The 14760-nt window shown below is 72.9% G+C and carries 11 protein-coding genes; 10 read left to right on the top strand and 1 reads right to left on the bottom strand.

Annotation, left to right across the window (positions count from 1 at the left end; translation table 11 throughout):
- Window positions 1-142: 142 nt before the first annotated feature.
- Window positions 143-1423 (bottom strand): cytochrome P450, encoded by a 1281-nt coding sequence (locus ABD340_RS37240; RefSeq protein WP_344595569.1) that lies wholly within the window; start codon window positions 1421-1423, stop codon window positions 143-145.
- 260 nt (window positions 1424-1683) lie between these two features.
- Here ABD340_RS37240 and ABD340_RS37235 point away from each other — a divergent pair, with 260 nt between their 5' ends.
- The 10 genes from ABD340_RS37235 (at window position 1684) to ABD340_RS37190 (ending at window position 14588) form a co-directional block, all read left to right on the top strand.
- Window positions 1684-2745 carry a polyprenyl synthetase family protein gene (locus tag ABD340_RS37235; protein WP_344595568.1) on the top strand — a complete coding sequence of 354 codons (1062 nt, stop codon included), beginning with the start codon at window positions 1684-1686 and terminating at the stop codon, window positions 2743-2745.
- Between the two features lie 4 nt (window positions 2746-2749).
- Window positions 2750-5317 (top strand): UbiA family prenyltransferase, encoded by a 2568-nt coding sequence (locus ABD340_RS37230; RefSeq protein WP_344595566.1) that lies wholly within the window; start codon window positions 2750-2752, stop codon window positions 5315-5317.
- Window positions 5314-5979, top strand: coding sequence for an ABC transporter ATP-binding protein (locus ABD340_RS37225; RefSeq protein ID WP_344595564.1), 666 nt, complete (start codon window positions 5314-5316; stop codon window positions 5977-5979). The genes ABD340_RS37230 and ABD340_RS37225 overlap by 4 nt, the downstream gene beginning before the upstream one ends.
- Window positions 5976-6776, top strand: coding sequence for a hypothetical protein (locus ABD340_RS37220; protein WP_344595562.1), 801 nt, complete (start codon window positions 5976-5978; stop codon window positions 6774-6776). Before ABD340_RS37225 ends, ABD340_RS37220 begins: the two co-directional genes overlap by 4 nt.
- On the top strand, window positions 6773-8002 hold the full coding sequence (locus ABD340_RS37215) for a radical SAM protein (RefSeq protein ID WP_344595560.1): 1230 nt from the start codon (window positions 6773-6775) through the stop codon (window positions 8000-8002). Before ABD340_RS37220 ends, ABD340_RS37215 begins: the two co-directional genes overlap by 4 nt.
- Window positions 7999-8397 (top strand): hypothetical protein, encoded by a 399-nt coding sequence (locus ABD340_RS37210; protein ID WP_344595559.1) that lies wholly within the window; start codon window positions 7999-8001, stop codon window positions 8395-8397. The genes ABD340_RS37215 and ABD340_RS37210 overlap by 4 nt, the downstream gene beginning before the upstream one ends.
- Window positions 8394-10061, top strand: a complete 1668-nt coding sequence (locus ABD340_RS37205) for a prenyltransferase/squalene oxidase repeat-containing protein (protein ID WP_344595557.1) — start codon at window positions 8394-8396, stop codon at window positions 10059-10061. Before ABD340_RS37210 ends, ABD340_RS37205 begins: the two co-directional genes overlap by 4 nt.
- On the top strand, window positions 10054-11301 hold the full coding sequence (locus ABD340_RS37200; protein WP_344595556.1) for an FAD-dependent oxidoreductase: 1248 nt from the start codon (window positions 10054-10056) through the stop codon (window positions 11299-11301). Before ABD340_RS37205 ends, ABD340_RS37200 begins: the two co-directional genes overlap by 8 nt.
- Window positions 11291-12856 (top strand): MFS transporter, encoded by a 1566-nt coding sequence (locus tag ABD340_RS37195; protein WP_344595554.1) that lies wholly within the window; start codon window positions 11291-11293, stop codon window positions 12854-12856. The genes ABD340_RS37200 and ABD340_RS37195 overlap by 11 nt, the downstream gene beginning before the upstream one ends.
- Window positions 12857-13040: 184 nt before the next feature.
- The gene (locus tag ABD340_RS37190; RefSeq protein WP_344595552.1) at window positions 13041-14588 is read left to right on the top strand and encodes a serine/threonine-protein kinase; all 1548 of its coding nucleotides are present in this window, start codon (window positions 13041-13043) and stop codon (window positions 14586-14588) included.
- Window positions 14589-14760 lie beyond the last annotated feature (172 nt).

Genomic DNA, 14760 nt, shown 5'->3' with positions numbered 1-14760 from the left:
GGCGCGTCCCCACCCACCGGCACACTCCCCACCATGATCTGGCGGGACGCACGACGCGGCGCCAGTGCGGGGGCGGGTGCGGGCGGCGGGACGGGCGCGCCCCGCGCCGGCCGGCCGATCGGCGGCATTCCCAGCTGGACGGTCATGCTGTTCCTCCCATTGCGGTGGTGCGGGCGGCTTCCGCCTCCCGGGCGGCGGGGCCGTCCCAGGTGATGGGGACGCGCTCGGGAGCCTGTGCCGCGTTGTCGCTGTTCCACGGGATCTCCGGCTCCGGGACGGCCAGGGCCAGCCCCGGCAGCCGGTGCAGCAGCGCGTCGAAGGCCAGCTCCAGCTCCATCCGGGCGACCGGCGCGCCGACGCAGAACGCGGGCCCGGCGCCGAACGTCAGGTGCTGGCTGGCGGTCCCGCGGGAGATGTCGAAGGTCTCGGCGTCCGGGAAGTGGGCCTCGTCGCGGTTGCCGGAGTGGCGGGCGACGAAGACGGTCGAGCCCGCCGGGATCAGCACCCCGCCGACCTCCACGTCCTCGACCGCGTACCGGGCGATTCCGTAGCCGGCGCCCGGCGGGGTGAACCGCAGCAGCTCCTCCGACACGCGGCGCAGGTGGGCCTCGTCGCGCCCGGCCCGGGCGGCGGCCAGTTCGGCGGGATGCCGGAACAGGGTGAGCAGCCCCTTGCCGATCTGCGCGGCGGTCGTCTTGTACCCGGCGACCAGCAGCGTCATGACCGTGACGAACAGGTCGTCGTCGCTGAGCCGGCCGTCGCCCTCGTCCCGGACCGCGACCAGCGCGCTGAGCAGGTCGTCGGCGGGTTCGCGCCGCTTGGCCTCGGAGAGCGCCCGGGCGTACTCGATCAGCGCGACGGCGGCCTCCGTCCGCCGTTCCGGGGTGAAGGCGGCGTTCAGCATGTCGTCGATCCAGCCGCGGAACCGCGTCTGGTCCTCGACCGGGACGCCGAGCATCTCGCACAGCACCGTGATCGGCAGCGGGTAGGCCAGCGCCTCCATCAGGTCAAGCGGCGGGCCCTGCTCGATCATCGCGCCGACCAGCCGGTCCACGACGGCCTGGATGCCCGGCCGCATCCGCTCCACCCGGCGCGCGGTGAACGCCTTGGCCACCAGCCGCCGCCAGCGCGTGTGGTCCGGCGGGTCGGCGAACGGGTTGCCCCGGTTGCCGAACCCGATCGCGGTGTTCATCCGGGCGGCGCCGGGACGGCCCGTGTCGCGGCTGAACCGCCAGTCCGACAGCACCGCCTTGGCGTCGGCGTACCGGGTGACGAGCCAGGCCAGATCGCCGCTGGGCAGCCTGACCCTGGCCACCGGCTCCCGTTCCCGCAGCTCCGCGAATTCGGCCGGCATCGTCATCGGGTCGGTCTTGGCGAAGGGGAAATCGTGCGCCACCGGGCAGGCGCTCGGCTTACCGGCCATACCGCGATCCTCCTCGTTCCGGGAATGGAGGCAGCGTAAAGAGGAACGGCCGCCGGGGGGGATGACAGGCAATGGTCGGCAGGTTTTTGTCGGCAGGGTTCTGCCGGCTGGGTCCGGTCGGCTGACCTCTGCTGGCTGAACCTTGCCGGCTGGGGCTTGCCAGTGCGCCTCACCAGCGGGTTCGCCTACCTTTCGGAGCACCCCAGAGTGGACTGGGGCCCCGCGCGAGCAGTTATCCGATGTGAAAGGGGTGGCTCCGGGTGAAGTCACACGCCGGAAAGACCGCCGATCCGTCCATGCCGGACGGGGCGCCCGCGCTTCCTCGGGAGAGCGTGCTCCCCCGGGAATACGTGACGCTGCTGAATTCGGAATTCGAGCTGTGCTGGGCGGGCGGGGACCGGCTGCTGGACGAGATCTGCCGGTACGCGATGGCGCCGGGCGGCAAGCTGCTGCGGCCGATCCTGCTGCTGGAGTCGGCGGTGGCGGCCGGGGGCCGGGCCGCCGACGTGCTGCCCGCCGCGGTCGGCACCGAGTGCGGGCATGTCGCCAGCCTGGTGCACGATGACATCATCGACGGCGACGACACCCGGCGCGGCCGGCCCGCCGTGCACCGCGCGCACGGCCGGGACAACGCGATCATCGCGGGCGACGCGCTGATCTTCTTCCTGTTCCGCTGCCTGGCCGACTGCCGGGCCACCGGGGTCGGCGACGACCGGATCGTGTCCGCGCTGCGGGTGGTCGCTCAGGCCGGGTACGACATGTGCCACGGCCAGTCGCTGGAGGCCGAGGTCTGCGGCGATCTGAGCTGCGACGCCGAGACCTACCTGGAGATGATCCGGCTCAAGACCGCCGCGTTCTTCCGGGCGGCGTGCCAGAGCGGCGCGATCCTGGGCGGCGGGTCGGCCGAGGCGGTGCGGGTGCTCGGCGCGTACGGCGACCACCTGGGCGCCGCGTTCCAGATCCACGACGACCTGCTGGCCTACGACAGCACGCCCGAGCAGACCGGCAAGTCCGCGGTGAGCGACATCCGCAACCGGCGGCTGACGCTGCCGGTGATCCTGGCCTACGAGACCGGTTCGGCCGCCGACCGGCGGACGCTGGAGGACGTCCTGCACGGCGTCCAGAACGACACGATCGACGAGGACGCCGCGTTCCGCGCCGTGCACCGAGTGCTGGAGCGCACCGGCGCGCTGGAGGCGTCGCGCGGACGGGCCCGGTGGCATTCCTCCCGCGCCCGCGAGCAGCTGGCGGTGCTGCCGTCCAGCCCCAGCGCGGACCGGCTGGCGCACGTCGCGCGGCTCGCGGTCACCAGGGACCGGTGACCCGATGATCAAGGCGCATCTGGAGACCTGGCGGCCGTACACCCTCTTCTACCCGGGGCTGGCCGGCCTGGCCGGCGCCGTGCTGGCCGCGCCGCACGCGGGCGGCTGGCGGCTGGCGGGCGCGTGGGCGGTGCCGACGCTGGGCTGGCTGGCGGGGCTGTACGGGGGCGACTACTTCGACCGGCGGCTGGACGCCGAGGCCAAGCCGCACCGCCCGATCCCGTCCGGCCGGATGCGCCCCGGCACCGCGCTGGCCTGCATGATCGGGTGCGTGGCGGCGGGCGCGGCGCTCGGCCTGCTGCTGAACTGGCGGACCGTGCCGCTGGCGGGCGGCGCGCTGGCGGCGGGCATCGCCTACAGCACGGTGTTCAAGGCGCGCGGCGGGCTGGGCAACCTGGTCCGGGGCGGGATCACGGCGCTGGCCGTGGGGTTCGGCGCGCTCGCCGCGACCGCCGAGCCGGCGCCCGCGGTGCTGTGGGCGGCGGCGCTGTTCCTGCTGCACGACGCCGGTTCCAACCTCGTCGGAACGCTGCGCGACGTGGACGGCGACCGCGCGGGCGGCTACCGGACGCTCCCGGTGCGGCGCGGCACGGGCTTCGCGCTCGCGGTCTGCGGCGTCCTGTACGCGGCGTGGCTGGCGCTGGCCGTCTCGGCCCCGCTGGTGCTGCCGTTCACACCGGGGATCGCGGCGTTCGCGGCGCTGCTCGCCGCGGCGGCGGGTGGCGGGCTGGCCGCGCTGGTACTGCTGGGACGGGCGCCCCGGCCGATCCCGCGCCGGGTCGCGCTGCGCGCGCACGAGATCCTCGTCCTGGAACGGATCGTTCTGGCGGGCGCGTTCGTCGCGCTCGGCGCGAAACCGCGCCTGGCGCTGCCGGTCACCGCCGCCGCGCTCCTGGTGACGTGGGCGGCGCAGCGCCGGATGCGGCTCCGGTACGAGTTCGCGTCCGGCTCAGGGGCAGGCCAGGACGGCCCGCCGGTCGACGCGGCGACCGTCCTCGACTACGTGCGGCGGCAACTGGCCGCGCTCCCCGACACGCTCAGCTCGCTGCGGCGCTGGGACCGGCGGATCGTCATCGAGGTCACCGACCTGGACCTGCGGATCGAGCTGGCCGTCGCGGCGGGCCGCATCCGCATGGTCGAGCCCGGCGAACCCGGGGCCACAGACACGGCGACCGTGTCGATCTCGACGTCCGGCGCGGTCTTCCGCGACATCTTCCTGCTGGCCCGCACCAGCCCCCGGCACGCCTACATCGCGGGCGCGGTCCGGATGGACGCCTCGCCCCGCGACATGATCCGCCTCAACCAGGTCTTCAACGAGTTCCGCCGCCGCTCGGGTGCCGCGTCGGGTGCCGCCGCGCCCGCCGCGGCACGGCTCACCGTCACCGAACGCAACGCGCCGGCCGTCCAGGACGTCCGGGCCGTCCAGAACGACAGGGAGCGGCTCCCGGCACGGGTCGTCATCAGCGACACCACCCTGCGCGACGGCGAGCAGATGCCCGGCATCGCGTTCGGCGTCCGGGAGAAGGTGGAGCTGGCCCGCAGGCTGGACGCGCTCGGCGTGCCGCTGATCGAGGTCGGCTACCCGGCGGTGTCGGAGGAGGAGGCCGAGGCGGTGCGCGCCATCGCCGGCCTCGGGCTGGACGCGACCGTCCAGGTGATCGCGCGGCCGGTGCGGGCCGACATCGACGCGGCGGTGCGGTCCGGCGCCGACAGCATCGCGCTGTTCGCCGGGACGTCCGACGCGCACGTGCGGGCCAAGCTGCGGACCACTCCGGAGCGGCTGCTGGCCCGGGTGCGCGGCGCGGTCGTGCACGCCAAGGAGTCGGGCCGGCAGGTGGTGTTCGCGGCCGAGGACGCGACCCGGACCGATCCCGGCTACCTGGTGGAGATCTTCACCGCCGCGGCCGACGCGGGCGCGGACGCGGTGGGCGTCGCCGACACCGCCGGGGTCGCCACGCCGTGGCGGATCGGTCGGCTGGTCCGCGAGGTCGCCGCGCGCACGCCGTTGCCGATCGCGATGCACTGCCACAACGACCTCGGCCTCGCCACCGCCAACTCGCTGGCGGGGCTGCTGGCGGGCGCGTCCGCGGTGCAGTGCTCGGTGCTGGGCATCGGGGAGCGGGCGGGCAACGCGCCGCTGGAGGAGGTCGTGCTGGCGCTGGAGACCGCCTACGGCCATCCGACCGGGCTCGACCTGACCGCGCTGACCCCGCTCGCCCGGCATGTCGCCGCGCTGGTGGGGGAGCGGGTGCCGGCGACGAAACCGGTCGTGGGCGGGCACGCCTTCACGCACGAAAGCGGCCTGCACGTCGACGGCCTCGTGCGAGACTCGAGCAGTTACGAGCCCTACCCGCCCGAGCTCACCGGTCGCCATCGCCGCTTCGTCTTCGGCAAGCACTCAGGCCGGACGGCGTTGCGCCAGGTGCTGTCCGATCACGGCCTCGACCCGAGCGAGGACGAGCTGGCCATGCTGCTCGCCCACGTCAAGCGTTCACCCGGGGCCGATGGCCGGTCCGTCCTGGAGGCCGCCCGCACGCTCACGGAGGGCCACGTCACGAGGAGCGAAAGGTGACGATCCAGACAATGCCCCAGGTTACGCACCCTACCATCATCGAGGTGCACGGGCTGGCCAAGCGCTACGGCCGGCGCCGGATCTTCGAGAACGTGCGCTTCACCGTCCCGCGCGGCGCCCTCGTCGGCATCGAGGGCGAGAACGGCGCCGGCAAGTCCACCCTGCTCAAGTGCCTGGTCGGGCTGCTCAAGCCGGACGCCGGGACGATCGCGCTGCACGGCCGGATGGGCTACTGCCCGCAGGAGCCGCTGCTGGCCGACAGCCTCACGGCGCAGGAGCACTTCACGATGTTCGGCGCCGGGTACGGGCTGAGCGCGCGCGAGACGTCCTGGCGGTCGGAACGGCTCATGGAGACCTTCCGCTGCGCGAAGTACGCCCGCACCCGCGTCGACCGGATGTCCGGCGGCAGCAAGCAGAAGATCAACCTGATCGCGGCGCTGCTGCACCAGCCCGACGTGCTCGTCCTGGACGAGCCCTACCAGGGCTTCGACTACGAGACCTACCAGATCTTCTGGGCCTACGCCGAGCGCTACTGCCAGGAGGGCGGCTCGGTCGTGGTGGTCAGCCACATGCACACCGAGAAGCACCGCTTCACGACCATGCTCAAGCTGGCCGAGGGCACCCTCGCCGAGGGCACGCGGCCCGAGGGGAGGACCTCGTGACCGCCACCTCCGCCGCGGAGCCGGCCCCGGCCGCGCGACGCATGAACGCCACGCTCACCGTCACCCGGATGTTCGTCGTCGAGCTGGTCCGGCGCTGGCCGTCCGTGCTGTTCATGATCTTCATGCCCGCGTCGTACTTCCTGGTCAGCTACCTGACCACGGCCGGCGACGCGCGGGTGCCCGACCAGGTCTGGACGGGCGAGGGGTTCGAGACGGTCAGCGTCCTGGACCGCGACCTGCGCGCCATCTACCTGGCCGTGCTCGGCACCAGCGTGACCAGCTCGTTCGCCGCGCTCACCACCGTGCGCTCCAGCATGGGCGTGATGCGGCGGCTGCGGCTGGCCGGCTACCGCGCCGGGCAGCTGCTGTCGGCCCGGCTGCTGGTGCTGCTGCTCATCACCGCGCTGTCCACCGCCGTCTTTATGGCGATCTTCGTGCCGCTGGTGCACCTGAAGTCGGTGGCGATCGTGACCGGCGCGTTCCTGCTGGTCGGCCTGATCGGCGTGGCGATCGGCACCCTCGTCGGGCTGGTCGTCCCGCGCGAGTTCGAAGCGTTCATGCTGGTCGTCGCCATCGCCGGGGTGCAGATGGCGCTCGGCCGCGGCGACTCCTCCGCCGAGGAGTACATGCCCTACACGCCCGCGATCGACGCGATGAAGGCGGGCGCGTTCACCCGGACGAGCGACCTGGCGGTCCAGTTCGGCCAGGGCCTGCTGTACGTGGCCGTCCTCTTCGGCCTCGTCTTCGTCGTCTGGAACCTGCGCACCCGCGTCTGGAAGAGAGGGGAACGCCGATGACCGCCGCCACCGCGAACACCAGCACGGGCACGAACGGCAAGTCCTGGCTGGAGGACTACATGGACCAGGCGTCGGCCGGGGCACTGGCCGCGCCGCCGTCCGCCTGGTGGATCGTCACCCGGGCGTGCAACCTGAAGTGCTTCTACTGCTTCGCCGACGCCCGCAGGCGCGACCCGGACGAGCTCGACACCGCGCAGGCCAAGGCGGTGCTGGACGACTTCGCCGACAGCGGCCTGATGTTCGTCACCTTCCTCGGCGGCGAGCCGCTGACCCGCAAGGACATCTACGACCTGGTCGACCACTCCACCGACCTCGGCATCTACACCGCGCTGCTCACCAACGGGCTCAACGTCCGGGAGAAGAAGATCGACCGGCTGGTCGAGGGCGGCCTGGAGATGATCGGCGTCTCCATCGACAGCAAGGACGACGCCGTGCACGACGCGGTGCGCGGCGTCCCCGGCTCGCTGGCCGGCGCCAAGGGCACGATCCGGCACGCCATCCGGCGCGGCCTGCGCACCAGCGTCCGGATCGTCGTCACCGAGGACAGTTACCCGGCCATCCCCGACCTGTTCCGCTGGGCGATCGACGAGGGCGTCGAGGAGCTGATCCTGCTGCCGATCTTCATGGTCGGGCGGGCCGCGGGCGGCGCCGAGGACCGCCGCGCCGACATCGCCGGCAAGGAGCTGTTCCTGTCGACGCTGCGCCGGCTGCACGAGATCGGCGCGCCGCTGGGCATCAACGTCCCGCTGCAGCAGCGGCTCGCCTGCCCGCAGGGCATCGAGCTGAACGCGCCCGACGACCGGCTGCACCACGCCGGGCACGCGGTCGGGTTCGAGAAGTCGGTCGGCTGCAAGGTCGGCCGGTTCATGGTGAGCGTGCAGCCGAACGGCAAGGTGTACCCCTGCCCGTTCGTGCACACCGAGATCGGCGACCTGCGGCGGCAGAGCATCACCGACATCTGGCAGGCGCCGCTGATGCGCCGCGCCCGCGGCGAGGACCTGGGCTGCCTGGCCCGCTCGGTGATCCACACCGGCCGCGCCGACGTCCTCGACCCCACCTACCACGGCGACACCGAGGAGCTCCTCGCCGCGCTGCCCGAGCCGGCGGGACGGCGCAGGAAGCTCGTCACCGTCCCGGGCACGATCCCCGGCACCGCCCCCGCCGCGCAGCCCCGGGTCGTCGAAGGGCTCTCCCTGGCCACCCACAACGCACGGAGCACGTCATGACCGTCTCCTCTCCCGAATCGATGACGGCCGCCGAGGTGGTCGCCGAACTCCGCGAGATCGTCGCGGCCACCCGCGGCAACGGCACCATCGCCCGGCGCCTGGCCGGCGGCTCGCTGACCGTCCTGTACGAGTTCCCCGAGCCGTACACGCTCGTGGTGCGGGGCGACGAGCGGCGCGTCGACGAGGGCGCGGTGCCCTACGCGGACGCCGACATCGTGATCCGCGCCGAGCCCCTCACCCTGCACCGGCTGACCAGCGGCGAGCTGGGCGGACGGGAGGCGATCGTGGGCGGCCTGCTGGACATCCGCAAGGCGCCGGCGCTGAGCAAGCTGCTGCTCATGCGGTCGCTGTTCAACGTGCACAAGAAGGCACGGGCCCGGGGCGAGGCACCATGACCGCCGAGATCACTAAAACGATCACCAACACGGCGCGGGCGCGGGCCGGGCTGGCGGCGGCGCTCGACGGGGTGTTCGCGGCGCAGCGCCCCGACGGCTCGTGGCAGGGCGTGCTGCCCTCGTCCGCGGTGTCCACCGGCTCGGCGGTCATCGCGCTGCACGCCGCGGACGAGTCGCCGGACCTGGTCGCCTCGGGCGCCCGCTGGCTGCGCGAGGCGCAGGAGCCCGACGGCGGCTGGGGCGACGCGCCGGGCGGGCCGTCCACGCTCAACGCGACCGCGATCGCCGTCGCCGCGCTGCGGATCGTCGAGGGCCCGTCGGACGCGGTGTCCCGGGGCCTGGAGCGGATCGAGGCGTTCGGCGGCATGGACGCCGTCGGCGACCGCGAGCGCTGCACGCTCAAGGCCGTCTGCCAGCAGTACCTGGCCGAAGCGGGGCTCTACCCGGCCGAGCGGCTGGCGCGGATGCCCTACGAACTGCTGCTGGCCCCGGCCTGGCTGCGCAACAAGCTGTCGTTCACCGTCCCCGGGCTGGCGGCCTGGGGCGTCATGCAGGGCCGCACCTGGTCGTTCGGGCCGGTGCGGCGGCTGGTCAACCGGTTCGCGGAGCCCCGCGCGCTGGCCTACCTCGACGGCATCCGGCGGTACGAGGGCCCGTCGGGCGGCGTCGAGGAGTCGCCCCTGATGGCCTCGATCGTCGCGTTCGGCTACCGGCGCGCGGGGCTGCGGCCGGTGCCGTACCTGGACTATCTGCGCGGGACGGTCCGTCCCGACGGATCGTGGCCGATCGACCGCGACATCGAGTTCTCCGTCAGCGTGTACCTCGTCCAGGCGATGTTCGACGCGGGGCTCGAAGGGGACGAGCGGCTGCGGCGTATCGAGCCGTGGATCAGGGGCGCGCAGCGTCCCGCCGCGTTCGCGCCGACCGGCTGCCCGCCCGGCGGCTGGGGCTGGTCGATGCCGTCGGGCTGGCCCGACACCGACGACACCTCCGGCGCCGTCGCGGCGCTGGCCGGGTTCGGCGCCGGCAAGGGCGACCCGTCGCTGCGGCGCGGCGTCTCCTGGCTGCTGCGCATGCAGAACCGCGACGGTTCGTGGGGCTGCTTCACCCGGAACGCACGGGTGTCCATGGACGCGCCATGCGCCGTGATGACCGCGCACGCGGTGCTCGCGCTCTGGCGGGCGGGCGCCAGGGAAGGCGCCACCGCCAGGGCGGTCCGGTGGTTCGCGCGGGCGCAGCGCGCTGACGGCTCGTTCGCCACTCCCTGGTTCCGGAACTACACGACGGGCACCGCGCGTGTCCTGGAGGCGCTGTCGCGGCTGGGCCTGTCCGGTACGCCCACTGGCGTGCGTGCACGCGACTGGCTGCTCGCCCACCAGCACCCCGACGGCGGCTGGGGGGACGGCCGCGGCGCTGCGGCCACAGTGGAAGAGACCGCGTGGGCGCTGATCGGCCTGATCGGGGCCGGCCACGCCGACGACCCGGCCGTCGCACGCGGGATCGACTGGCTGCTGCGCCACCAGCGTGAAGACGGCCTCTGGGAACCCGCCATCGTCGGCGTCTACTTCCTCGACCTGACCTACTGGTGCGACCACTTCGCCAACGCCTACGCACTCCAAGCCCTGGCCCTGTACACCTCGTCCCCGGAGGGCGGCGGTGGCTGACCACGACGCGATCATCTGCGGGGCGGGCGTCGCCGGGCTCGCCCTGGCGCGGACACTCCTCCGCCAGGGGCGGCGGGTGCTCGTCCTCGACAAGCAGCCGGGCACGCGCGACGTCCACAAGGGCGAATTGATCCAGCCGCGCTCACTGCAGATCCTCGACGCGCTGGGCGTGCTGGAAAGACTCCGTCGCCAAGGAGCGATCGAGGCGCACCGGCTGTGCTGCCGCACGGCCGACAACGACGAGATCGCCTCACTCGACTACCGGCCATTGCCCGAACCGTTCAACCACTGCCTCGTCCACTACTACGCCTCCATACAAGAGGCGCTTCTTACAGACATCCCCATCACGTTCGGCGCGCGCGCAGAAGAACTCCTCTTCGACCACAACAGGGTCACCGGTGTGCGCCTGGCGGGCGGCGAGGAACTGCGGGCGCCGCTGGTCGCGGCATGCGACGGGCACTCTTCACGCCTGCGCGCCCAGGCCGGTTTCGACGCGTCCCGCCACACCTACGGCCACCGGCTCGTCGGCTACGACCTGGCTGCTCCCGGCCTGGGGACCGACATCGTCGCCTACCTGACCGACGCCGGGCTGCGGCTGCTGTTCGCGATGCCCGGCGGCCGCGCGCGGCTCTACGCGCAGATCGACCCCGGAGAACACCGCGCGATCGGCCGGGCCGGGCTCACCGAGTGGACGCGGCGCATGACCGCCGCCGTCCCCGCGCTCGAACCGCTCGCGGAACCGCTGCTCGACAGCGCCGCCGACGCCCGCGTGATGTCGGCCTGGAGATTCAACACGCCCCGCTGGGTGCGTCCAGGACTGGCCCTGCTCGGCGACGCCGCGCACTGCGTACACCCGATGGCGGGGCAGGGTATGAACGCGGCGATCGCCGACGCCTGGGCCCTCGGCGAGCGGCTCGCGGACCTCGACGCGTTCACCCCCGACGCCGTCGACCTCGCCCTGAACCGCTATGAGGAAACGCGCCGCCCCCGCGTCGACTACGTCGCCCGGCTCAGCCACAACCTCGCGGGCCTGTTCACCGACACCTCCTGGAAGGGGCGGGTCGTCGCCCGGCGCATGCTCCGCCGCAACCGGCACAACCACAGGTTGCAGCACATCATCACCTACAACATGTCCGGCCTGGGCGTGCGCCGCTTCACCCGGCGCGACCGCTTCATCCAGTTGGGCCTGATCAGGGACAGCCGCTCCCACGTCCTCCCGGAGGTGACGTGTGACTTCTGAACGCGCCGGGATCCATCCGCTGGTCCTGATCGGGTTGGCGTGCGGGCCGTTCATCTCGATGGTCGACTCCAACGCCGTCAATGTCGCCATCCCCGGCATCGCCCGCGAGATGGACAGCACGGTCTCCACGGTGGGCTGGATCGTCGGCGCGTACCTGCTCGGCATCGGCGCCTTCCTGCCCGCCACCGCCTGGCTGGCCGACCGCTTCGGCAACCGCCGCGTCTACATGGCCGCGCTGGCCGCCTTCGGCACCGCCTCCGCGGCCTGCGCGTTCGCACCGACGATCGAGGCGCTGATCGCGCTGCGCGGCGCGCAGGGCGTGGCGAGCGCGCCGATGATCCCGCTCGCGCTGGCCCTGCTGTTCGCCGACAAGCAGGACGGCCGGCGGGCCCGCCCGCCCATGGCCGCAGGCCTGTGCTTCTTCCTGGCACCCGCCCTCGGCCCCAGCGCCGGCGGCCTCCTGGTGGACACCGCCGGCTGGCGGTGGATCTTCCTGGTGAACGTGCCGCTGGTGATCGTCGGCCTGCTCGCCGGCCTCAAGCTGCCCCGCGACCGGCCGGTCGCCCGCGCCGACCGCCGTCCGCTCGACATGGTCGGGATGCTGCTGCTGGCCGCCGGCGCCACCGGGGTCGTGCTCAGCTCGTCGATCATCCCGACCGACGCCCGGCTCGGCTGGCCGATCGCCCTGGTCGGCGTCGACCTGCTGGCCGCCTACATCTGGTGGCAGCTGCCGCTGCGCCGCCCCGCGCTGTCGCTGGGCCTGGTCAAGAGCCTGGCCGGCGCGATCCCGGTGGCGGTGTCGGTGGTCGCCTCGCTGGTGCTGTTCGCCGTGCTGTTCCTCATCCCGATCTTCATGATGGAGGTGCAGGGCCGCTCGGCCGTCGCCACCGGCCTGGTGCTGCTGCCGCAGGGCATCGTCATGGGCCTGTGCACCGGCCTGGGGGAGAAGCTCGTCGGTTCCCTCGGGTTCCGCGCCACGGTCGGCGGCGGGATGCTGGTCCTCGCGGCGACCTCCGCGCTGCTGCTCCTGGTCACCCCCGGCACCGCCGCGTGGCTGCTCGCGCTGCTGCTGGCCGGACGGGGCATCGCGCTCGGCCTCACCCTCCAGCCGATCATCATGGGCACGCTCGGCCGGCTGCCGCGGACCGAGGTCGCCGACGTCAGCACACTGTTCAACGTCGTCCAGCGGCTCGGCGGCTCGCTCGGCGTGGCCGGGTTCGCCGCGTTCTACCAGTTCCGCTCGTCCGTCGCGGGGACGGGCAGCGCCGTGCCGTTCCACGAGACCGTATGGTTGATGACGGGCCTGGCCCTGGCCGGGGCGCTGCTGGCACTCTTCCTCCCAGGCCGCCCGGCCCGCGAGGAGCACGAGGACACCTGCGAGACGGCACCCGACCGCCTCGTGGCACGGGCCCCGCAGCCCGAGCAGCAACCGGGCTCCGTGCACAACTGCCCGAACTGCAACCACCCGATCGCGATCACTACTCTGATGCTCCCGTCCCCCATGGACGTCACCACCATCACCACAGGCCCGAACCGCATCCCGGCCACCCGCTGAGCGCGGGGGCGACAAACGTTGGCGGTGGGGCCCCACCGCCGAACGCGCGGACAGTGCTCAGGCACCGCCGCCACGCTTCGAGGCCCGCGCACGCGGGGTCACTATGCGGCCATACAGACACAGATGTCTGTCAGTTGTTCGGATCGCTTTCTTCCAGCCGTTCCGCACCGATAGATTCCCGATCATGAGTTGGGACGGTGACGGGGTACTGGCGGGCCGGTACCGGAATCTCGGCCGGATCGGCCAGGGCGGCATGGGTTCGGTGTGGCGCGCCCATGACGTCGATCTCGACCGCGAGGTGGCCGTCAAGGAACTCCGGGTGCCCGAACAGGTCACCGACCAGGAGCGGCGCGTCTGGTATGCCCGGATGGAACGCGAGGCCCGCGCCGCCGCCCGGCTGAGGCACACCGGCATCGTCACCGTCTATGACCGGGTGATGGGTGAGGACGGCCGTCCCTGGATCGTCATGGAGTTGGTTCGCGGCCGTTCCCTCGAACAGTTGCTGGCCGAGCAGAAGGCGCTTCCACAGGGACAGGTCGCCGCGATCGGGCTCGCGATGCTGGACGCCCTCTCGGCCGCCCACGCGCAGGGCGTCGTCCACCGCGACGTCAAGCCCGCCAACGTGCTCCTCGAAGGGGACAGGGTCCTCCTCACCGACTTCGGCATCGCCGCGCTGGAGGGCGATGTCACCATCACCCGTTCGGGCATGGTGCTGGGCACGCCCGCCTACATGTCCCCCGAACAGGTGGAGGGCAAGGCCGTCACCCCGGCCTCGGACCTGTGGTCCCTGGCCGCCACCCTGTACGCGGCGGTCGAGGGCCGCCGTCCGTTCGACGGGCCCAGCCACGGAGCCGTCTTCGTCGCGATCGCCACCCGGCAGCCGCCCCCGCCCCAGTGCGGCGGCCCGCTGGCGCAGGCCCTGAACGGCATGCTGCGCAAGAACCCGGACGAACGGCTCTCCCCCGACCAGGTCCGCGACCTGCTCAACGCCGTCCTGGACCCCACCGCCAACACCGCCGAGACCGCGGCCGACGCCGGACCGCCCATCCCGCACCGGCCGCCGCGCACCGCGCTCCTCCACCCGCCCACCAGCGACATCCCGCTCCGGCGCTACCGAACAGCCCTCGTCAGAGCCGCCCTCCTGTGCACCGCGCTCGCCTTCCTGGCCTTCCTGGCCGGGCCGTGGCGGGGGACCAGCGGGACGCCTCCCATCGAGGTGTATTCGGACGATGTCTTTCAGATGCTGCCCGTGGTCGTGGCGTTCATCCTCATGTGCGGGCTGTGGTTCCTGCCGCACAGGCCGACGCTCGTCCTCGCCCTGGTGTTCGCGATCCTCGTCGGCCTTCACGTGGAATCCCTCATCGTGTACGGGAACCGCCGGCCGTCCGGCGACATCCCGGTCATCGAGCCCAACGTCGGGTTCGAGATCTCCTGGGTGCTGAGCACGCTCGCGTTCATGCTCGCCTTCGCCGCGGTGAACCCGTCGCTCGCCGGACGGGTGACGGACCCGCCCGCCCGCCGTGCCCTGCTCACCGCGGCCGTGCTCGCAGAAGGCCTGGTGGCCCTGCTCTGGGTCGTGCCCGTCTACGAGGCGGCAGGGTCGGGCCTGGACCTGGACTCGGACCACAACGGCCCCCTCATCGCCCCTCTCATGCTCCTGGGGCTGATCTGGCTCGGCGCCCAGCCGTTCATCTGGTCGAGCAAGGTCAGGGCCGAGTTCTCCCGTCGCTAGAGGAACAGGCATGAGTCTCGACATCTGCATGCGCGACACCGTGGTCACGTGGGCGCGGCGCCCGTCCCGGACGCGGGCGCCGTGGATGGCATTGTGGGCGGCGCGGTTCTCCTCCCTCGAACATGACCCAGCACCAAATAGGTGGCGCGGAGAACGTCCGACCTGAGCGCTA

Source organism: Actinomadura vinacea (assembly GCF_039532545.1).
GTDB classification, from domain to species: Bacteria; Actinomycetota; Actinomycetes; order Streptosporangiales; family Streptosporangiaceae; genus Spirillospora; species Spirillospora vinacea.
Note: the sequence above shows the minus strand (reverse complement) of the source record. Positions and strands in the feature narration are given on the sequence as shown.